General features: G+C 47.0%; 16 protein-coding genes, 1 pseudogene and 1 riboswitch. Of the genes and pseudogenes, 8 read left to right on the plus strand and 9 right to left on the minus strand.

Annotation, left to right across the window (positions count from 1 at the left end):
• Window positions 1-229: 229 nt before the first annotated feature.
• Entirely contained in the window at window positions 230-745 is a 516-nt protein-coding gene (locus tag AC6EJC_RS26065) for a thioredoxin family protein (protein WP_444956419.1), read from the plus strand.
• 195 nt (window positions 746-940) lie between these two features.
• On the opposite strand, the gene AC6EJC_RS26070 is transcribed toward AC6EJC_RS26065, so the two are convergent.
• Entirely contained in the window at window positions 941-2,299 is a 1,359-nt protein-coding gene (locus AC6EJC_RS26070; RefSeq protein WP_444956432.1) for a sugar phosphate nucleotidyltransferase, read from the minus strand.
• Window positions 2,300-2,459: 160 nt separating this feature from the next.
• On the opposite strand from AC6EJC_RS26070, the gene AC6EJC_RS26075 reads away from it, so the two are divergent.
• Window positions 2,460-3,155 carry a response regulator transcription factor gene (locus AC6EJC_RS26075; protein ID WP_444956420.1) on the plus strand — a complete coding sequence of 232 codons (696 nt, stop codon included), beginning with the start codon at window positions 2,460-2,462 and terminating at the stop codon, window positions 3,153-3,155.
• Window positions 3,156-3,196: 41 nt separating this feature from the next.
• On the opposite strand, the gene AC6EJC_RS26080 is transcribed toward AC6EJC_RS26075, so the two are convergent.
• The 7 genes and pseudogenes from AC6EJC_RS26080 to AC6EJC_RS26110 form a co-directional block, all read right to left on the minus strand.
• Window positions 3,197-7,627 (minus strand): hypothetical protein, encoded by a 4,431-nt coding sequence (locus AC6EJC_RS26080; RefSeq protein WP_444956421.1) that lies wholly within the window; start codon window positions 7,625-7,627, stop codon window positions 3,197-3,199.
• Window positions 7,628-7,677: 50 nt separating this feature from the next.
• Window positions 7,678-9,411, minus strand: coding sequence for a sensor histidine kinase (locus AC6EJC_RS26085; protein WP_444956422.1), 1,734 nt, complete (start codon window positions 9,409-9,411; stop codon window positions 7,678-7,680).
• The gene (locus AC6EJC_RS26090; protein ID WP_444956433.1) at window positions 9,408-9,857 is read right to left on the minus strand and encodes a hypothetical protein; all 450 of its coding nucleotides are present in this window, start codon (window positions 9,855-9,857) and stop codon (window positions 9,408-9,410) included. Before AC6EJC_RS26090 ends, AC6EJC_RS26085 begins: the two co-directional genes overlap by 4 nt.
• 141 nt (window positions 9,858-9,998) lie before the next feature.
• Window positions 9,999-10,911 (minus strand): annotated as a pseudogene (locus AC6EJC_RS26095) (glycosyltransferase family 2 protein).
• The gene (locus AC6EJC_RS26100; RefSeq protein ID WP_444956423.1) at window positions 10,871-12,097 is read right to left on the minus strand and encodes a glycosyltransferase family 4 protein; all 1,227 of its coding nucleotides are present in this window, start codon (window positions 12,095-12,097) and stop codon (window positions 10,871-10,873) included. The pseudogene AC6EJC_RS26095 and the gene AC6EJC_RS26100 overlap by 41 nt, the downstream one beginning before the upstream one ends.
• Window positions 12,081-13,346: an MATE family efflux transporter gene (locus AC6EJC_RS26105; protein WP_444956424.1), complete on the minus strand. Its 1,266-nt coding sequence runs from the start codon at window positions 13,344-13,346 to the stop codon at window positions 12,081-12,083. Before AC6EJC_RS26105 ends, AC6EJC_RS26100 begins: the two co-directional genes overlap by 17 nt.
• 4 nt (window positions 13,347-13,350) lie before the next feature.
• Complete coding sequence (locus tag AC6EJC_RS26110) at window positions 13,351-14,472, minus strand: glycosyltransferase family 2 protein (RefSeq protein ID WP_444956425.1); 1,122 nt, start codon at window positions 14,470-14,472, stop codon at window positions 13,351-13,353.
• Between the two features lie 396 nt (window positions 14,473-14,868).
• Between AC6EJC_RS26110 and AC6EJC_RS26115 the strand changes: the two genes are divergently transcribed.
• The 6 genes from AC6EJC_RS26115 (at window position 14,869) to AC6EJC_RS26140 (ending at window position 20,332) form a co-directional block, all read left to right on the plus strand.
• Complete coding sequence (locus tag AC6EJC_RS26115; RefSeq protein WP_444956426.1) at window positions 14,869-16,590, plus strand: NAD-dependent malic enzyme; 1,722 nt, start codon at window positions 14,869-14,871, stop codon at window positions 16,588-16,590.
• A 102-nt stretch (window positions 16,591-16,692) separates the two neighbouring features.
• A riboswitch (TPP riboswitch) is annotated at window positions 16,693-16,795 on the plus strand.
• Window positions 16,796-16,931: 136 nt separating this feature from the next.
• On the plus strand, window positions 16,932-17,621 hold the full coding sequence (gene tenA, locus AC6EJC_RS26120) for a thiaminase II (protein ID WP_444956427.1): 690 nt from the start codon (window positions 16,932-16,934) through the stop codon (window positions 17,619-17,621).
• A gap of 107 nt (window positions 17,622-17,728) precedes the next feature.
• A complete protein-coding gene (gene thiM / locus AC6EJC_RS26125) occupies window positions 17,729-18,571 on the plus strand; it encodes a hydroxyethylthiazole kinase (RefSeq protein ID WP_444956434.1) in 843 nt (280 codons plus the stop codon).
• The gene (gene thiD / locus AC6EJC_RS26130; RefSeq protein WP_444956428.1) at window positions 18,568-19,398 is read left to right on the plus strand and encodes a bifunctional hydroxymethylpyrimidine kinase/phosphomethylpyrimidine kinase; all 831 of its coding nucleotides are present in this window, start codon (window positions 18,568-18,570) and stop codon (window positions 19,396-19,398) included. The genes thiM and thiD overlap by 4 nt, the downstream gene beginning before the upstream one ends.
• The gene (gene thiE, locus AC6EJC_RS26135; RefSeq protein ID WP_444956429.1) at window positions 19,395-20,081 is read left to right on the plus strand and encodes a thiamine phosphate synthase; all 687 of its coding nucleotides are present in this window, start codon (window positions 19,395-19,397) and stop codon (window positions 20,079-20,081) included. The genes thiD and thiE overlap by 4 nt, the downstream gene beginning before the upstream one ends.
• 59 nt (window positions 20,082-20,140) lie before the next feature.
• Window positions 20,141-20,332: a MerR family transcriptional regulator gene (locus tag AC6EJC_RS26140; protein ID WP_444956430.1), complete on the plus strand. Its 192-nt coding sequence runs from the start codon at window positions 20,141-20,143 to the stop codon at window positions 20,330-20,332.
• Between the two features lie 13 nt (window positions 20,333-20,345).
• Here AC6EJC_RS26140 and AC6EJC_RS26145 read toward each other — a convergent pair whose 3' ends face one another.
• Window positions 20,346-20,513 (minus strand): aspartyl-phosphate phosphatase Spo0E family protein, encoded by a 168-nt coding sequence (locus AC6EJC_RS26145; protein ID WP_444956431.1) that lies wholly within the window; start codon window positions 20,511-20,513, stop codon window positions 20,346-20,348.
• Window positions 20,514-20,787: the final 274 nt, after the last annotated feature.

A 20,787-nucleotide genomic window follows, 5' to 3' on the forward strand; every position in this document is an offset into this window, starting at 1 on the left:
GCAGCATACGAACACCGTCCGTTCTATACAATAGTTACCTATATTATACAACATTAACGCGGTGTCGTCTTAAACAAAATCAACATAAAAAAGCTGTCGAGACTTTCTCGACAGCCTGAAGCTTTCCAAATGGAAAGCTTCTTTTTATACATAATGAGACAAGTGTTACAGCGAAAAATGGAAATATCATTTATTGTAAGTGTAAGATTGTAAAAAAAGGAGGATTTCCGTGAAAAAAGGATATATCGCCGGGTTAAGTATCATTGTGTTGCTTGTCATTGGTATCGCTATTTCAGCTGTAGTTAAATTTCAAGACCTGGAGCAGGTTGTTCAGCAGAAAGACAAAGAGATCCAAGCGAGCAAAAGCAATTACCCCGAAATATATGATCACTTGAATGCGGTTACAGTTGATGGTTTTAAGAGTTTGATCCAGCAGGATCAAAGTGTATTTGTCTATGTCGGCAGACCCAGTTGTGGCGACTGCAGCCGGTTTGAGCCTAACTTTAACAAGATGATCGAACAGTATAATCTAGGCTCTAAAATTACTTTTTTGAACGTTCACCAAATCCATAAGGACAAGCCCCAATGGAATAAATTCAAAGCGGATTACAACGTAAAATACACCCCCACCATTGCAGAATTTAGACACGGCAAGCTGGTTGATAAAATAGAATGGACGCCTAAAAGAGACCTCAGTACAGATGCCGTAAAAGAGTGGCTGACTTCCAAGAAACTTATTTTATAGCCTCTTTTCTATCCATTTCATCACGAACAAAACAAGCTGTTCATGCAAAAAAAGGTATTCAAGCTCATAACGCATGAATACCTTTTTTTGAGAATGCTCAGATCATCCAAGCTCTAATAAAAAAATAGTTCTTACCACTCTTCCTGCCTTCTCATAAACCTCGTTCATATCTATCAGTCCCTATATGTAGACACTTCATAGGATATGGGCATCAACCGAATCGGGAAATTCATATCGGATAATATCCGTTTCGGATACGATATGTCCGATTTGTGACTCAATGAATTCCAAATCTCCCTCTACAGCCCTTATAAAATGCTTTGTACCAGGTTCTACGACGATGACCTCACCCGGGCTGACTGTCTGTGTCACTCCATTGATACAGACGCTTCCGGTTCCTGAAACTATAGTCCAAACTTCTTTACGGAACTGATGTTCATGATAGCTGATAAATCTCCCGTTCGAAATGACCACGCGTTTGGTGACCGTTTGTAACCCGCTTACCGCTTGTTGATGGGATAATACCGTTTGCTTCCCCCAAAAGCGCTCCTCAAAACGCGGGCCGATTTCAATTTCCGCCACCATATCCTTAATTCCTGTTGACGATTGTCGATCTGTAACCAACACACCATCCGGCCCAGCGACGACAATAATGCCTGGGACATTCCAGATGCTAACCGGAATCTCCAGTTCATTGATGATATGCGAGTCATGTGAAGCTTCTGAAATATACCCGGGGCCGCTCAGCTTTGAACTTACTTCCCGCACCAACGAATCCCACGTCCCCAAATCCCTCCACTCTCCATGATATGGGAGCACTGAGAGCTTATGAGTATGCTCTACTACCGCAATATCGAAGCTAGTTTTAGGCAAGTCCGCATAATTTGTCGAAAGAGAATTGTAGTCGGCTGGTAAACCCATTTGCTCCAGAATATCCAACAAAAAGCCCAGTCTAAAAGCAAACACCCCGCAATTCCATAAGGCCCCTTCACGGATCAATGCTTCTGAACGGATCAGATCCGGCTTTTCTACAAATGAACTAACTCTATAATATGGCTGGTCAAGTGAAGAAGAGGATGAAGGCACAATATATCCGTATTTATCTGAGGGCTCGGTTGGAGCAGCCCCCATTAATGCGATATGGCTTCCTGATTGCTCTAATATTGAAGGAAGCCTGCTCAAATGCTCAAAAAATTCATCCCCCGCATACCCGTCCACAGGCATGACCCCTACGATCTCGTCGCGTGATGCGCCTGCAACGTCATGCAAGTAGGCCGTAGCCAGGGAAATGGCCGGGAAGGTATCCCGCTGAGTTGGCTCCTCAATCACTACAGCATCTCCGCCAATTTGCCCCCGGATCAGCTCGGCCTGAGTTCCACTCGTCGAAAAATAGGCCTCATCTGCCAAATTAGCCTCATCTAATTGCCTCCATATTCGTTGCAGCATGCTTTCGGGCCGTTCGTCGTGACGTAGTATGGAAAGAAACTGCTTGGGACGGTTCACATTAGATAAGGGCCATAGACGTTTACCCGAACCTCCAGATAATAAAATCATTCGCAAAGATGCAACCTTCTTCCTGTAAATTAATATTTTTCTTACATTATAGGACTGTTCAATTTTCGCATTTCTGCCGAATACATAAGTATGTATTATCGTGGCAAATACATGATTATGCACTGCTATTGTATCTTTGTCTGTACAGGAGATGTCAGTCATGCCCATAAAAATACTCGTCATTGAAGATCAAAAAAGTTTGGCAGATATGATTGCTCTTCATCTTCAGGAGGAAGGCTATCATACCGAACTAATCTATGATTGTAAACTTGCAATTCCTACACTTATGCGTTTTAAGCCGGATATTATTGTGACCGCTCTGGTGTTTTCCGGTAGAGTCGAATGTGCGCTGATCAGCCAAATCCGTCAATTTACAACGGTTCCTATGCTGATCATCTCTAATAACACGGTGCTGAATATAAGAATAAAGGCTCTAGATGACGGAGCGGATGACTTTTTATGCAAGCCCTTCAGTCTGAGAGAGTTAAATGCCCGCATTAAGGCCCTGCTGCGCCGCTGCGGCCGCAACATGCCCACTGAATCGCAAACGGTAACCCAAAAGCTTAAAAAGGTAAGAGTTTGGGTGAATGATTACCGTCATAGCCTGTTAGTCGATGACCAAGAAATAGAAGTCACTCAAATCGAATTTTCCATTATAAAAGAGATGTCCTGCAATCCAGGTAAAGTCTTTACCCGCAGCGAGCTGATGGATCGGATCAAAGGCGGAGATGGCGCTTATCTGGATCGTACCATCGACGTACATATTTCCAGCCTTCGCAAAAAAATAGAACGTGACCCTAAAAATCCTCAGCATATCCGTACCGTCTGGGGCAGAGGCTACAAATATGAGATGTAGCCGTATATGGCTACCAGTTCCCCTCCTGAGCAGCTTGCTTCTTATGGAAGATTTCGCTTTTTCCATCGCCTATAAGGAAGAAAACAAGCTGCTCCACCCAATATCCCGATGAAGAACAGTACCCAGCCGAAACGGTAGGCGGAAGCCAGAATAACGACGACTTTCCCGTTTCCGTTACCATTAGTTATGAATCCGGTAGTCACTCCATTGATGGACAGGCGGGCACGCTGGTTTTCGCTACCCAGCCTGAACTCCCACAGTGGATTGGGTGATTCTGTCTCTCGGACTAGCACCTGCTGATGCGTTGGATTATATAGAGTAAAGCTGCGTTCCATGGAATTTTCACGAGCAGCCTGAATGCTTTCCGAAGCATGTGGTGGAGCCATAAAAAAGGTATCCATATCCGTTCCCTCAAACAACGTAAATTGATCCACTGTAATCATCGCTTGATAAGGGATGATGGAATATTGCTTCATTTGAAATAAGCCTGACTGCTTCTTGTGCGCATGCGCCAAAATCTGAAACTGCATCAAGGCGGTTCCTGCTGGAGCCTTCACAATTTGATCATAATGATTCCATTGCTCCTTATCTCTCTCCTCCACCTCATCAATATAGGAGGTTTGGAGAACCTGGGACGCTTTATTCAAAAAAATGACCTTCATGTGCCGACTTCCAATTTGTTCTGACCGTGCATCCAACTGAACGGCATACTCTTGTAGCGGCTCCGCCTTCATTTTCTTGGACGCATAAATATTCCAGTCACAGGAATAGCTAGGTGCGTAACGGATAGACAATCCTTCATCCATGAATGATAGATTCGTCTGGCCAGGTCGAATATCCGCTACACACCCGACATCCGTGCTCAATGATTCCTTCGTGTCCTCCCCAGGCATCACCGTCACTTCCTGCCCAGCCATTCGATGAATATCTCCAAAACGGCTCAATGACGGTACCTGACTGTCCAGCACAAGGGTTAATCGATACTTTCCCTTGGTTAGGAACAGATTTTTAAATTCTACTCGGCCATAATCATTCAGCAGACCGGGAATTTGTATGATTTTCTTGGCAAAACCATCCTGATTAGGCACCGTTTCAATAACCTGCTTTTCGGATAAAGAGGTAACGGGTAACCGCTTATACGACCCACCCGTACGAATCGTTCTTGTCAGCACCTCTCCAGTCTCTTCATTCATCCATTTCATCGTTAATGACCCATGGTACCCGGTAGGTAGATTAGCCAAAATAGCTGTGGAATAGGTTCCCGTTTTGGCGACTTCCACATCCCTGCTTAATGTCCCTTTTTGATAGCTGATTCCCCGCCCCATACTAAGTCTTGGTAAAGCACGTTCCGTCTGCACATTCCCTTGGGCGTTAAAATCGCTCTCTGCCTCCAAGATGAAAAAGAGCTTGCTCCGCTTCAATGCCTGCTCGACCGGAAAAGATAACTGATCCAGCTGATCTGTAGGTACAATCGCAAATTGATTGACCGCATTAAAGCCTTGCAGGTTATTAACCGTGACCGGAGTATCTCCTTTGGGAAAGACATGCTCTCCCAGATCTACCCATTGAAATTGGTTCAATCCATCATCCTGGGTCTTAATATTAACCACTTTGTCCGGCAGTGTGACTTGCAATTTCCCGCCTGCCTTGTTCATAAACACTCTAGCATATACATGCGAGGTTTGAGACTGATCCAGTTTTTTGTGCATCGTAAACGAGTTAGGCTTGCTGTATTGCCCCAAATCACGCAGCTGGATATCATGAATCCACCAGTAATTTTTTTGCTGTGGACGTTGCAGGGTTAACAAATCCATTCGCATCCAATAGCTGCCTGGCGGCGAAACGTATTCCCCGTAAAATTTCACACTGTCAAAATTATATCCCTCTGAAGGCGCCACGACATAGCTAACCCCCAGCTCACGCATTTGTTTATCATAAAACCTCATTTTAACATGCATTTTGTTCGTCCCACGACCGGAAACGGTGATTTGGAATTGATATGGATTATCTTCCTTGGCTTCCAGCAAACCCGATCTGGCGACCTGCCATATATTACTCGGGTCTCCCTTCATAATCTCGCCGTGCAGAGTCGGCACATCATTCAATTCCTCACGGGGATTAGCCTGTACACTGAACAACTGCGGATTATCTGGTTTGAAAAAGGTTTCGGTCCGCAACATGGAGTCAAAGTCCACGACCGTCTTCCCCTCGATGCTGCTCATCTGATACGGGGCCACATCCAGCTTCTTACTGGCAAAGGTGACCGCAATCCCTGCATCCATTTCCATATCGAACGGAAAGTTCCGTATATTTTGAGAGGATAAATACCACAACCAATCGTTGGTCGAGGCAAAGGTTTTGGACCATTTTAAAAAAGCATTACCATCCTCAATAGCATCAAAAGGCCGCAAGTAATCCTCTGCCGGAAGCTGTGACAACAGCAAGTCATTAAAGGAGGCCGCTTCCACATAATCCCCTCTGTTGACCGTCTGAATGGTTTTTAGCTCAGGCTTTAACGCACTGAACAGTACCCCAAAGCGGCTAAAATCAAAACCAGGCAGATGACTGTAACTCTCCAGTCGGCTAAAACCGTAAGGTGTCACAATTTTACTCGCAAGGATGTTCATATAGGGCGGTGCCTGATCGAGATTGAATATGGAAAATAGCCCGTTCTTGTACGTACGTTTCAGCCCGGTTTGACCTTCCAGCTGAGACAGGTGGAAATCCTGCCGCTTCTCCTGTCCCTCATATTCGTCATGGTAGACCAACTGGTTGACCCCAAAAGTAGAGAACAGCCAGCCTAATCGGGAGCTTAATCCGTTGTCCATGACATGCTCCAGAAAATTCATATAGTATGTAATACCGGGATCATTGCCCTCATGATGAAAGATCGTATTTTTGGGAGAAGAGTATACCTGAAAATCTCCGGTTGCCTTCTCGTTTGCGGTCTTCCCTTTATTCCATTTGGGCGTGGCTACTCCGTTATAGCTTTGAATCATATTATCAGCAATCGGAAAATACAATGCCTTGCTATCAAAACGATCCGGATCAGTCAGCTTTTTAGCCATTTGACTATAAGCCTCTGGAACTTGTACCGGCTTGTAGTATCCCTCAATGAACTGGGTACGCAGAGGAGCAAAGTACACTCCCAGGCACAAGACGACGATAACAACCGCCAGCTTTTTATATACACGTTGCAATGGTGATGATTCGAACCATTCCATATATTGAATGACGCCAAAGGTCAGCAACACGCCGAAATTAAGGGCAATCAGTCCAATAAATTTGTTAGGATCACGAAAAACCGAACCAATCACAGGGGTTTTCGTAACCAGAATGACAAACCACTTGGCAATGGACGGAAACGTCGTCCCGGTAGCTGCAACCAGAAACAGCAGCGTAAGTAGGGAAAAGATCAGAATGATCGGATTTTTATGTGAACGTGTCACCATCGCATACCCGATCAATAGCAACAAAAATCCCCCTCCTACATAAAACATGGCAGGCAGTGAGGAAAAGGAAAACATAGGCCACCAATAGCTCAGTAAATAACCCACATTATATAAACTGCTGTTACGGCTGAACAGAGACAACGTATCAACGACGTTGATATTATGCTGAGACGCTTGAGCGTCCATCAACATGCTGCCGACATACAGGGACAACCAATAAAAACTGAGCAGACCGAAAAACACGCCAAAAATGATCCCTTTACGCAAAAAATTGCCGTATAACGGCTGCAAATAGGTGCGACCGGCCTTGCGATGGGTCCAGGTCAGTTTGAGCAATAGCAACAGGGTGAACAAACCCAAATAAATCATGCCAAAGAAGAAATAATGAATGGCAGCGGCACTAACGGTGAATACCGCAGCCAACAGGAACAGATCTATCCAGTTCCGCTGATACAACTTGTGGGGATGATAGTTTTTAATTTGTTGAATTTGAAATTTGGGATCCACCGCGCTGAAAAAGAATCGCAACATTAATGGAAACAAACTATATCCACAGAGCAAATAAATATGCTGGATGCGAAAAATAACCCATGGATTCAGCGCATAAAACAATGAGCCGACCATGATGGCAAAAATACGGGTTTTCGTAAAGCTTGGTGAATAATACACACTGACCAGTCGCTTGGCAAAGGCATACATCGAAAATGCCGAAACAAATAACAAGCCTGTGATAAACGACTTGAGCAAGACCGGGCCGCTTTCGTCAAATAATAGTGAAAGTCCATAGAAGGGCAAGATGTACAGGATACGTGGAGCATTGAACAGGGTAGAAGTAGACCACCGTTCGTTCCATACCCCCGTTATTTCCTCCAGATACCGATGAGAGGTAGCTCCAAAGGCAATGTCACTGAACACGATTTGCCCTGGGCCATAGATGGGTGCAAGATATGCAACAATCGCAACCAGCATCAACCAAATTGCCGCCATATCATAACGGTAGCGAAATATCCATTTTTTCATACTTGTCCCCCTCTCTTGAACTTCTCGGGTATCTGTTGGTTATCTCGGGCCTATCTTCTCAAACGAACGATGGCTTGCAATCCTTGATCGGTATTACGCAACTTTAAGCGACCACCTATCGTCTTCAGGTATGCATCCATATGATACAGGCTGAACGTATACTCCTGCGAGTTTTGGGAATAGTCCGGCTGGAAATAGCTCCAACGCATCTTATCATCAATCCCGCCGCCTGTGTCTTCAATGATAATAATAATTTCTCCTTCTTCCAGCCGCGAACTAACCTTGAGCACTTGAGACTTCCGCTTGGATCGCGAACCTGTTCGGCTTCTCTCCTGATTCTCCGCCAACTCTTCAACTTGATCCATTGCCTGCACTGCATTTTCCAGCAGCCCCTGAATCGTTTTGTACAACATTGGCGCTTGTGCTGCAATCGATGGAACAGGTTCTTGCCGCAAGATCACTTGAATGTTCTTCATATTCAACGAACGGTTCGCCCATTTCAGTGATTCGGACAATACGTCATTCATATCCGTGAAGCTAATTCCGCTATTATCATGCATCTTCACTTCCAGCTCATCACGCAAGCCACGGACTCCCATCAGTAACTCTCCCAGTGAGGATTCCTGTCTGAGACGACCCTGGATGAAATTTTCATTCAACTCGCGGAAATACTCCAGTTCTTCATGGGATGCTCCTTTTCCCTGACTAGAAGCCGCTTCAAAGCGGTTTGCTAGATCATGATAGAATCCTAACAGCTTCAAATCATCACCGCCGGTGAGACGGCTAGTCTGCTCTTGCAGCTCTTGCAGCTGCTGCTCAATCGTCTGCATTAACGGCAAATAATACGTGTCCTGCTGCTGTCGCATATCTTCATCCCGCCGTTGGTCACGAACCTGATTATTCACGATGGCATCCTTTACAATCCGTTTGCGGAACTGTACAAGCATGGCCCACAGAATGAATAATATCAGAGCCATGACCATCCACAACTGTTTGCGAAAGGAGCTGATCCGCTGGGTAGTGTCCTGACTGACATCCTGAACCGATATGTAAAGGGCCTCTTCCCCAATGCGGCTGAATCCTATTCCGTGTTTCTCTCCATCATCTTCAATGACACCCGTATTGCCCTCCAGCAGCCTACGGGTTACGCCCGTAATGTCCGTTCGGTTGATATCCGGAGTGTTTCGGGAAGCTACGACCTTAAATTGATCGTTATAAAATAAAGTCTCATGCTGATTGACCGGTTTACTTTTAATAATCCCGCTGAGCATATCAGCGTCAACCGTGCGCACCATAAAACCGCCCATCTGCGCCCCTTGAATCCTGCATGCTATATACTGGGCAGGCTGATGATCCTCTGTCGCAAAAGAGCTTACCGCACAACCATTTTGCAGCCATTTAATCTGCTGGACTGCACTTTTCATCTCACGATTGTCTAGTCCGACCATCACCTGATACTGCTCATCCAGCACATAAAAGGCCCCGCTTTCACGCTTAAACCCCTCAGGATACTGGCGTGTTCCCTGATTCAGCATATCTCTGCCCAGACTGGACGACAGCTCCTTCAGTTCAGCCTGCCATGCGGCATAACGCTCGGTTATGCTGCTAGAAAGTTCCTGTACCTCATACTGGAGCTGTTCGTTCTGAATCTCCGCCAAGTGAACACTGAATTGTCGCACGACAAACCATTGAAGCACAGCGGCCAAAAACACTATCACACCCAAAACGATCAGGTACAGGATCAGCTTTTGCCAACCTGGTTTCAACAAAGCCCATTGCTTCATGCTTCCCTGTCCCCTCCATTTTGTTCAAGACGGCTCAAAATAGCCTGCATCAGGCATTCCAGCTCGTAGCTGACCAGCGGTAGCCGTGCGCACAGCAACCGGGGAGTGCGGCGCTGGAGTGCGGCAAACCTCGCAGCGGTTTCCGTTGCCCCGTCCGTCAGCAGGATCAACTCGCATGTTTTCGCGATATATAAGCGATCCAGCTCTTCTTCGCTGTATTCACGCAGATCAACAACGTAAATATCATGACGATCGTCCATATGCTGAAGTGCGCTGGAGACAGCCAGGGTTACCCCTGTATGTCGTGCAGCATGATACTGGTGAAGGAGACGCATACCTTTTTCCCAGAGCGCATGTTCAGCCGAATCAAATCGTTCACAAAAAAGACGCAACGCCTGTTCTGTATTGACATCTTTCAAAAATGCCAAAACGCTGATATTATACATGTAGTTTCTCATTCCTTACTTCCTGATTGGAGTTGCACAGTTCTTATGACACCCCAAAACATTCTATTTGTTGACGAGGAGTTGGAATCTTCCGATCCCGACCTGTACACGCTGGATACGCTGACCCTCAGCCATTCCTCCTTACGCCTTATCCGCCTTCAGCGAGATCGCCTGAGTGACGGGTGCCGCCCTTTAACACGGCGGCTACCCCAATCACAGTCAGGCATACATACATCCACAACATCCCCACCGTCAGCAACGGATGGCGGATATAGTTTTTCAAATTTCCCCATGTATACAGCACCGGACGGAAGAAGTACCAACGTTCCAGCGCCTTTCGCAATCCGCCCTCTTCAGATGACATCGTACGATCCATCACCGAAAAGTAGTAGGCTTTTTTACGTAATACATCGTGCAGATACACCTGTTTTTCATCATGATATACACGTGTAAATACCGCCCGGCGAATGACTCCACCAGACTCTATATAACGCAAGGTCGGCTGTATTTCTTCAAAAGCAATCTGCTCCGCATTAAACCCGCCCGTCGATTCATAAGCGCTCATTCGCCAGAAGCGTGCCGCTTCAATGGAGCGTTTTCCCAAGGTCTCACCCGCGTTGTTAATCACATTTCGCTCAAAAACTTTCACTTTGGAAAAAAAATTGTCCGCTTCCGAATACGCCTCCTCTGGAACGACCAAGGCGCCGATATCCTGATGATCGTTAAAAAAGTCGATGCTCTGCTGAATCAGATGTTCGGCTAAAATCATATCGGAATCCAATACAAATATGTATTCAGCACCCAGGCGTTTCGCTTCCTCAACCGCCCTGACCCTAGCGACTCCCCGCTCCCCATGGGGAAGCTCCAATACCGTTACGGGTACTGAACTCCCTGCCGACAGCATACGAATCGTCTCAACGGTCCGGTCATTGGAGCCATCATCAGCAATTACAATATGCAGATCCTTGTAATTTTGCCCCATACAGCTTCGCAAACAAGGCTCTATCGTCCGTTCATTGTTGTACGTGGAGAAGAGAATGACCACTTTGTCCACTCTGTTCCGCCTCCTCTACCCAATTTTCCATCAACTGCTCAAACGCAGCAGCCGTATGATCAAAATGGAATCTTAACGCATACTGATACGCCCGCTCACGGAGGGCCATGTAATCTTCGCCGCCCTTCGCTGCTCTTTCCATTTGTTCAGATAACCCCCGGATGTCGCCGTGAAAGCATAGATACCCGCTTTTTCCAAAATCCGTCGCATCCACCAGACCGGGTGAATTACTGACAATGCTGGGGGTTCCAACAGCCGCAGCTTCCGTAATCGTCAAACCCCAGCCTTCACGCAGGGAAGGAAATACGAGCGCGTGGGCACGACTCATCAGCTCCAGCTTATGCTCTGCTGAAACAAATCCGTAAAAGGTAATATCGGCTTGCGATTGCCCCTGTTTATTTGGTTCTCCGTAAGTCAATCCATACCGTTTCATAATCGGCAATAATTGTTCTTCCACATAGGTTTTATCGGTTTTTCCGGCAATCCATAACATAGCCTGTGGGAACTTTTCCTTGAGCTGCCCAAAGGCTTCAACGACCAGATCAATACCTTTATATTTAACGAAGCGCCCAGCGTACATGAAGGTCGGATTAGACTCCTTCGTTAAAAATTGTTCGCGCGGCCAATGGTCAAACTCAATGCCTTCCGGTAAAAGATGAACACGATCCGGGTGAAAGCCTAGCTTAAGCAGATCATATCGGGTAGACGGGGACACCGTAAGCGTCCGATCCTTACGTGCCAGCTTAAGCATCAAGGACTCCATATGAAATCCAATAAAATTTAACGGAAATCTGGCATTCTCAAACCATATTTCCCTTGTTAGCTGATGTATGAAAAAGATCCGCTTGGATGCCTCTACCCAAAATCGGGTAAAGAATTGATGCGTATTCGCCTGGTTAATCACATAGTCAATCTGCCTTCGATGACGACGGTAATAGCGCATGGCATAATAAATAACACTGTATATGTTCCCTTTTCGAATATACGTAATACCGTCGATGATTTCATGCTCAGGCATCCCCTCAAATTGGGGCGAAAAATGAATGAACTGAAAACGGTCTTGCTGAGAGCGTTTAAGCATTTCATGGGTGAAAATTTCTGCTCCCCCGCTTTTAGGTGAACGAATGTCACGCCAGGAAAGCAATAGAACTACGGTTTTACCGTCCTGTTCATGTATGGTATTCATGGGATGAATCCCCCCTTATCTTTATTTTGAACAAATACACATAGGCATCTACCACAAAGTAGAGAGACATAGCCCCGTAAACAATGAACTCAGATAGCAAAAAATCGGCCGGGTCTGTGTGAGCCATATGAAAGGCTACTAATAAAGCCACGGCTCCGGCCATCAGACTGAACATAAATTTGCGTCTGCCCACCAATACGTGCACATGCACAAAAAACAGCACGATGGAAAATAGCCAGTACACCCATCCTCCCCATGGAATATAGGCCTCGGCCGACTGGTAAGAGGCTCCGAATAATATGGGAATAGATGATGGGAAGACAAAGGTCGTGCCCACATATACACAGATCGCGGCTATAGCCATTAATCCGGCATAGACGGCAATTAACTTGCTCAAAGCTTGGCGGTCATGCCCCTGCGCACCAATCTTTGGAATAAAGGCAGCAATCAGGCTGTACGAAACGTAATAGACCAATTGGCTATACTTCAGCGCAATGGCATAGCCGCTGGCCTGCTCGGGAAAGTAATGCTGCACGTACAACATGTCGATGGAGATACAAAATAAAATGAATAAATTCGTCATAAGGCTATCCGTGAAATCCTGGCCTAGTGATTTCCATAGCCCAGAAGATATATGTTCTCCACTGTAACTGAATAAGGACAAGCCCCGGGCGGAAATGAACCAGCCGTGAAGCAGCGACAGCAACATTCCCCCACAGCTCGCCAACAGTAGGGCTTCCAGCTTTAAACCCAATACAGCCAGGACAAAAAACAGACTCAGCTTCCCTAACACCTCAATGTAATAGTTCACATTGAGCGCCAACATGCGTTCCCTCCCCTGTAAATCTCCGCGGCACGAACTCACAAGAATATGCAGTCCGATCAAGCCATACAGCATGAACAGCGGGCCGGATTCGACGCCTAATAGCGAGCGCAGCAACGGATGAAAGATGAGTAAAATGACCATGGCAAGCACGGTTAGCACCAGAGGAGCTTTTAGTAATAGAGAACCGAGCGGTAAGCTACGTAGCGGAAGCTTTTTATCTCCCTTGGAGACCAGTTTGGCGGTTAATAGCTGGATCGATAAACCCAAAACGGACAAAAGTGCAAAGAGCGCCAACAGCGCATTCGCCTGACCATAAGCTTGTCCGGTAAGATACCAGCTCGCTGCAATGTGGAAGAAAAAATTAAATCCGTTTAGCAGCACATTAAAGAGAGGAAACATCAACGAACGCAATCGGTTGTTCACGTCGTTATCTCACCCGCCGATCCAGTCGCCAAATATCAATGATGGAGCGCAAAAAACGAATGGAATCTTTCCAAACATGGATGTGCGATCCATCCCGGTCAATACATTTGACGGGTAATTGCAGTACACGAAGCTGAAGTCGCTTTGCGATAAACATCATTTCCAGATCCAGCGCCAGTCCGAGCTGTTCCTTCAAATGCGGAAACATCCGCTTCACTGCAACCGAACTCATCACTTTAAGCCCGGTCTGGGAATCCACCACACCTGTTGGTAAAAAGGGCCGGGAAACGACCCGTTTACCAAAGCTAACGACAGATCGCAATAAAGATCGATTCTCGGCGGTCATATCCTTGGTTCCGATCACGACATCATAATAGCCCTGCTGAACAACATTAATCATTCTGGCAATATCCTCAATAAAAAAGGAGTCGTCCGCGTCCACAAATACGTAGTAATCCGCTCCGATGGTCCGCATCCCTTCCAGATACGTCCCTGCCTTACGTGTATTTCGTCCCAATTCCCTTGTTTGAAGCAGCGGACTAAGTTTCTGATTAATCCGGTTCACGGACAAGTCCGTTGCTGCCTCCAGCGCTTTAATCAAGGCATGGGTGCCATCGTGGCTGCCATCATCAATGAGATAAATCGAACCTTCTATAATATGGCTGCGGATAAAGGCTTGCAGTCGTTCAGCAAAGGTTTTGACATGGACAAAACGTTGCTCTTCGTTATATACAGATAAGATGAATGCAATATGTTGGCTTTTGGTCGAATACTCGGGATAGAGCAAGCTTTGTATTTCCGAAAGCATTTCTTCGGTGTTATTGGCTTGCCAAAATAGCAGGCGCAAACGGCCTACTCCGGTGATTTGTACCATATGCTGATCACTGAACGGAAATGTTACATCCGTCACCAGTAACAATGGCATTTGCGGAAATTGGCTACGGATCTGATTGGCTCTCCGTACTGCTTGCCCCGGCTCCCTATAATCAATCAGGCAACAACATGCGCCCTCGTAGACTGAAGCTGCCTCCATGTCCTCGCACTGTATATATTGGTAAAAGTAAATCACATTGGGATAATCAATAGCCCTGTCGTTATCGCTAAAAATGGCTATAGGTCCCTGCACGCAAACCTCTCCTTTTCCTCCGAATAGTTCTATTTTGTTGAAAAGGAATTAAGAATGTTTTCTTAAATGGATTAAATTAATGTCCAAATACTTCATATTTTCTTAACAAAATAGCTGACACCCCATGATATATAAGGATATAAGAGAAGAAAAAATGATCTTCATATTTGATAAAAACAGAGTATTTAGGCTTGATTCATTAGAACTAAAATCATCAGAACCATTTGGCGAATCCATACCATAAACTAGTTCTTTAAGATTAAAAACGAAAATGAATATGGTTATTTTGTCATAGATAAATAGACGAATAAAACAGATTCGCACGTCCATACTATGGACAACATGTCATCTTTCGTCATGAATAATCATCAAAACGAAGAGAAAGAAGGTCTTTCTATGGAAGCTTTTTATGTCAATCGCGATGGGTCATTATCTACTCCCTTACGAGGAAAGGATGTGTTGGCGAACCCCCTTTTGAACAAAGGTGTTGCTTTTACAGAAGAAGAACGTAAAGAACTGGGCTTGGAAGGAATCCTTCCTCCAACCGTCCTTTCATTGGAGAAACAGAGCGTACGGGCGTATCAGCAATTTCTGGCACAACCCACCATGCTGCGTAAAAATGCTTCTCTCAACGACCTTCACAATCGAAACGTCGTACTCTACTACCGGCTGCTAACTGATCATTTGAGTGAAATGCTGCCCGTAGTCTACACGCCGACTGTAGGAACCGCGATTCAAGAATACAGTCACGAGTACAATCGCCCTGGGGGCGTATATTTGTCGATAGATAACCCGAACGGCATTGGACAAGCATTCTATAACTCTGGTTTGAGCGGCGAGGATGTGGACCTGATCGTCGTGACGGATTCCGAAAGTATTTTGGGGATTGGTGACTGGGGTGTCGGGGGGATTAACATTGCTATTGGCAAGCTTGCTGTGTATACGGCTGCAGCAGGCATTCATCCCGGGCGGGTGCTGCCGATTGTACTGGATGTGGGCACGAATAATGAAAAGCTATTGAACGATCCGCTGTACATCGGAAACCGCCATAAACGGGTTCGCGGAGAAGCCTACAATCAGTTTATTGATACTTTTATCAGCAAAACGTTAACGCAATTCCCGAAGGCGCTTTTACATTGGGAAGATGTGGGTAGCGTGAACGCACGCCATATTATAGGAAAATACGGTCAAAGCATTCTCACCTTCAACGATGACATACAAGGTACAGGAGCGGTGACCTTGGCTGCGATTCTTTCGGCGGTAGGTGTCACCAAGACTCCACTGCGTGAACAAAAAATCCTTGTCTTCGGCCCCGGGGCGGCAGGTATCGGTAACGCTGATCAAATTCGGGGTGCTATGATCGAGGACGGCCTTCCCGCGGAAGATTCATTCAAGTTCTTTTGGGCCTTTGATTATCGCGGGCTGTTAACGGAAGATATGGAAGAAATATTAGACTATCAGAAACCGTATGTGCGTAAAAAGGAAGAAGTCAGCTCATGGGCCCGGTCGGATGACGGCAAAATACCGCTGCTGGAGGTCATCCGTCAGGTGAAACCTACGATTTTGATTGGAACTTCCGGTGTAGCAGGTGCCTTTTCTGAGGAGATCATCAAGGAGATGGCGAAGCATGTAGAACGCCCGATCATTATGCCCATGTCCAATCCTACAAATCTTGCAGAAGCGGTACCCGAGGATTTGATCCGGTGGACCGATGGCAAAGCACTGATCGCTACCGGAAGTCCCTTTGAGCCCGTCAACTATAACGGTACGAAATTTGAAATTGGACAGGCGAACAATGCCTTTGTTTTTCCGGGACTTGGTCTGGGTGCGATTGTGGTTCAAGCCAAAAGGTTCACACCTGCGATGTTTACAGCCGCAGCAGATGCCGTTGCCAATGGTGTAGATTCGAATAAGCTTGGCGGTGCGCTTCTCCCTCATATCCGAAAATTACGTGATGTTTCGTACGCTGTTGCGGTTGCGGTTGCGAAAGCCGCGATTCAGGATCAGGTAGCTCAGGCACACATTTCAGATGTGGAACAAGCTATACGAGATGCGATGTGGAAACCGGAATATACGAAGGTCAAAGCAGTGGAAAGTGCAATACATCACCCTCACTAATGCTTCACTGGGAATTGCCTGTTCTGACAGGCAGGATACAGCGTTCCGGCAACGGTTTGACATAACGTATGAACGAATGTACAGTAATACTCAAAAGAATAGGAAGTCCACTAGGGGAGCCACTATGGCTGAGACAAGAACGTATCTTGGACCCTTGGAACCTGATCTAGTTCGTACTAGCGTAGGAAAGTGGAGCCTTCGTATATAAGCTCACATGCTTTTTTTGCGTATTGTGCCTATAATGAAGCCGCTCCAGTTTTTCGGGGCGGCTTTTTAGCGTTGTTCCGGGAATTGTATCTTACGGGACTTCTTGTTCTCCATTTTTGTTGGAGGTGGGGAAAATGAGTTTTACGCAAGAGCTCCGTCGGCAGGCGGATAGCATTTTTCAAGCGATTTTTGAGCATCCCTTTGTAAGAGGTATTGCTGCAGGAAGTTTAGCAAGGGAACAGTTGATTCACTATGTAAAACAGGACTTTGAATATTTGAATGCCTACATGCGGATATATGGAATCGCGATCTCCAAATGCACGAGCCGGGAGGACATGGCTGTATTTAACGAACAGATCTCTTTTATTCTCCACAGCGAGGTTCATCCGCATCAAAATTTCTGTGCTGTCGCAGGTGTGACCTATGAAGAGTTGCAGGGATATCCGCTCGCTCCGTCGGCTCATCATTATATCCGTCACATGCTGACGGTCGCGCATGAGGGCAGTCTGGGCGAGATCATGGCTGTGCTGCTGCCGTGTATGTGGACGTATGTTGAGATTGGCCACAGGCTGCTGGATGAAGTAAGGCCGGATGAGTCCCATCCGTTCTATGAATGGATTTGCTTCTATGGAAACCAGCTTGAAGATACAACAGTCAAGTTCCGAGACCGTGTAGATGCTTGGGCGGAAGGCGCAACGGCTGCTGAGCGGGAACGGATGATTGAGCATTTTATGCTGAGCTGCCAGCTGGAATATAGGTTCTGGGATATGGCTTATAAACAGGAAGAATGGCCAGTCCAGATGCAGGCTGCGGTCTTGGAATAATCAGCCTGGCGATTCGATGCGTAAAGTACGGTTAATGCCCCATTGACCATCGAACTACAGATGCTGACGTAAATTGCGATTTTAATAGATGAGAGAGGATAAACATGATGAGTACATGGGAAAAAGGTTGTTCAAAACTCCTGACAAAGGTACAAAACAACAAGCCACTCGTTCACAATATGACCAACATGGTGGTCACCAACTTTACAGCCAACGGCCTGTATGCGCTGGGCGCTTCGCCAGTGATGGCTTATGCACCTGAGGAAGTTGCAGATATGGCAAAAATAGCGGGCGCCGTCGTGTTAAACATCGGTACACTGAACCGCGAACTGGTAGATGCCATGATCATTGCTGGACAATCGGCGAATGCACATGGCGTTCCGGTCCTGCTAGATCCGGTCGGTGCGGGAGCGACTAGCTTTAGAACCGAGGCAGCACTGCGAATCCTGAGTGAAGTCAAAATCTCATTAGTGCGGGGCAACGCGGCCGAAGTCGCCCATCTTGTCGGAGAAGCCCGTGAGATTAAAGGCGTAGATGTCGGTGACAGTGCGAGCAGCGACAATGTCGATCTGGCAGTTCGGGCTGCGCGGGCGCTCAATACGATGGTTGTCATTACCGGAAAAGAGGACGTTATCACTGATGGGGCCGAAGTGCGCATGATTAGCGGCGGAGACGCACTGCTCACAAAGGTAACCGGAGCAGGCTGCCTGCTGACCTCTGTGTTGGGTGCCTTTGCGGCTGTTGAACCAAACCTGCTGCTCGCAGGTACAGCAGGCTTGGCATTTTACGGTGCAGCAGCTTCCCGAGCCGCTTCACGTACAGCAGAGCTGGGGCCCGGCAGCTTCCAGCTTGCCTTTCTCGACGAGCTCGCCAAGCTGCATACAGGATCGCTGGAGGGGCATGTCTCTGTCCGTGAAGCCGGAACAACTACAGCAGGTGATGCGCGATGATAGACGTTCGTGTACCCAGAGCGCTGACGATTGCCGGTTCGGACAGCGGCGGCGGGGCCGGAATTCAAGCCGATCTGAAAACCTTTCAGGAGCTTGGCGTATACGGCATGTCGGCTATTACGGCCATTACCGTACAAAATACCTTAGGGGTCCATGGAGTATATCCGCTGCCACAGGAAGCAACAGCGGAACAGATCGAAGCTGTAGGATCAGACCTTGGAGTAGACGCCCTGAAGACTGGCATGCTGTTTAATGCGGGGATCATCCGCCTTGTGGCCGAGCAGATCCGAAAGTTCGGCTGGGAGAAGGTTGTCGTCGATCCAGTGATGATTGCCAAGGGGGGTGCAAAACTGCTGCAGTCGGAAGCGGTGCAGGCTTTGAATGATGACCTGCTCCCCCTGGCCTTGGTCGTCACACCGAATATCCCGGAAGCGGAGGCCTTAACAGGAATAAGCATTCGTACTATCGATGATCGCCGCGAGGCTGCGAGACATATTAGCAGTCTGGGCCCGAAATTCGTTGTGATCAAGGGCGGCCACGATGAGGAGAGCGAAAGCAGCGGACAGGTCGTTGACCTGCTCTTTGACGGAACAGCCTTTACAGAGCTGGGCGGCAAGCGGGTGCGAACTGTCCATACACACGGAACAGGGTGTACCTTCTCGGCAGCGATTACCGCTGAATTAGGGAAAGGGATGTCTGCCCCCGAGGCTATCTTGAATGGCAGAGCTTTCATCCAGGCGGCGATTGAGGATACTCTGTATCTTGGACAGGGGCACGGTCCAACCAATCATTGGGCCTATCGCCGTCGTCAGGAGATGCCTCAATGAGCGGCAGAATATTACCAGAGATGATGCGCCAGCATTTACAAATGTATTTGGTTCTTGGAAGCGTGAACTGCCTCGCGGAACCAAGTTGGGTCGTGCAAGAGGCTCTGGCTGGCGGCACAACCATGATCCAGTTCCGAGAAAAGGGCCATGGGGCGTTAAGGGGCGCCCCTATGTTCGAACTTGCACGCCAGCTACAGGACCTGTGCCGCCAAGCTGGTGTTCCCTTCATCGTCAATGATGATGTGGAACTGGCCCTTGAACTCGACGCCGACGGCGTTCACATCGGCCAGGACGATGAATCCGCCGATTCCGTCCGCGAGCGGCTCGGAAATCGAATTCTCGGCGTCTCTGCTCATACCATTGAGGAAGCACGTCAAGCCATCCTACAAGGCGCGGATTATCTTGGCGTCGGGCCAATCTATCCCACCCTCTCGAAGGATGATGCCCATGCCGTGCAGGGAACAGCAATATTGCATGAGATGCGCAAAGCGGGAATTGATGTGCCGATCGTTGGGATCGGGGGCATTACAGTGGATCGTGTTGAGGAAGTGGCACGTGCGGGTGCAGATGGTGTGGCGGTGATTTCAGCCGTGACACAGACAGAGCAGGTTAGAGGTGCGGTCGAGGAATTAAAGAGGAAGATCGTCTTTTTAGATTTTAGGATGGGCTATAGGAATACTTGACTTGAAGCTGACTCCAAGTTATACACCATGTACAGAATCGGACAGACCGAGGATCACAGATGAGTGAGAAGCTATCATATTCCATTAAAGAAACATCGGAGCAAACCGGACTATCGAAAGATACCATTCGCTATTATGAGAAAATCGGTCTGCTTCCGCGTGCGGAGCGTAAAACCAATCGACATCGTCTCTATCGCCCGCAGGATGTGCATACGATGAAGCTGATTACACGGCTGTCATTCAAAAATTAGGTGGTCACATTTCTCAATGAACATTTCTGCATGTTTGATAATGATTCAATAGATCATCCAGCTTTTTAGATTGCTCAATTACTTTGGGATGTGTTAAAAATCCATACTTTTTCTGGACTTGGTACAGTTTCCTCCTAGCTTTCTCGACACGAAGTAAAGTCACACCTTGGTTCATTAGCATGATCCCTCCTATATGTCATATTTTAGAATAAAAGGACGTTTTTTGGATTTTCGAATGATGCGCCTAATAAAAAAAGGATATCGCAAAAATTTGCATAAACAAGGATGCCTCTAAATCCACAGAAAAGAACCTCTGTTTCCACTAATAAAGTGGGATGTTATTATCCCTTTTGAGTAGACAGTTAGGAATAAGCCCCTTACTGTATATACTTAGGAGGGATTTTTTCATGGGGAAGATTAAAAATACGTATAGTCAGGAATTCAAGTTGGAAATT

It is taken from the genome of Paenibacillus sp. TY11, from assembly GCF_059772165.1.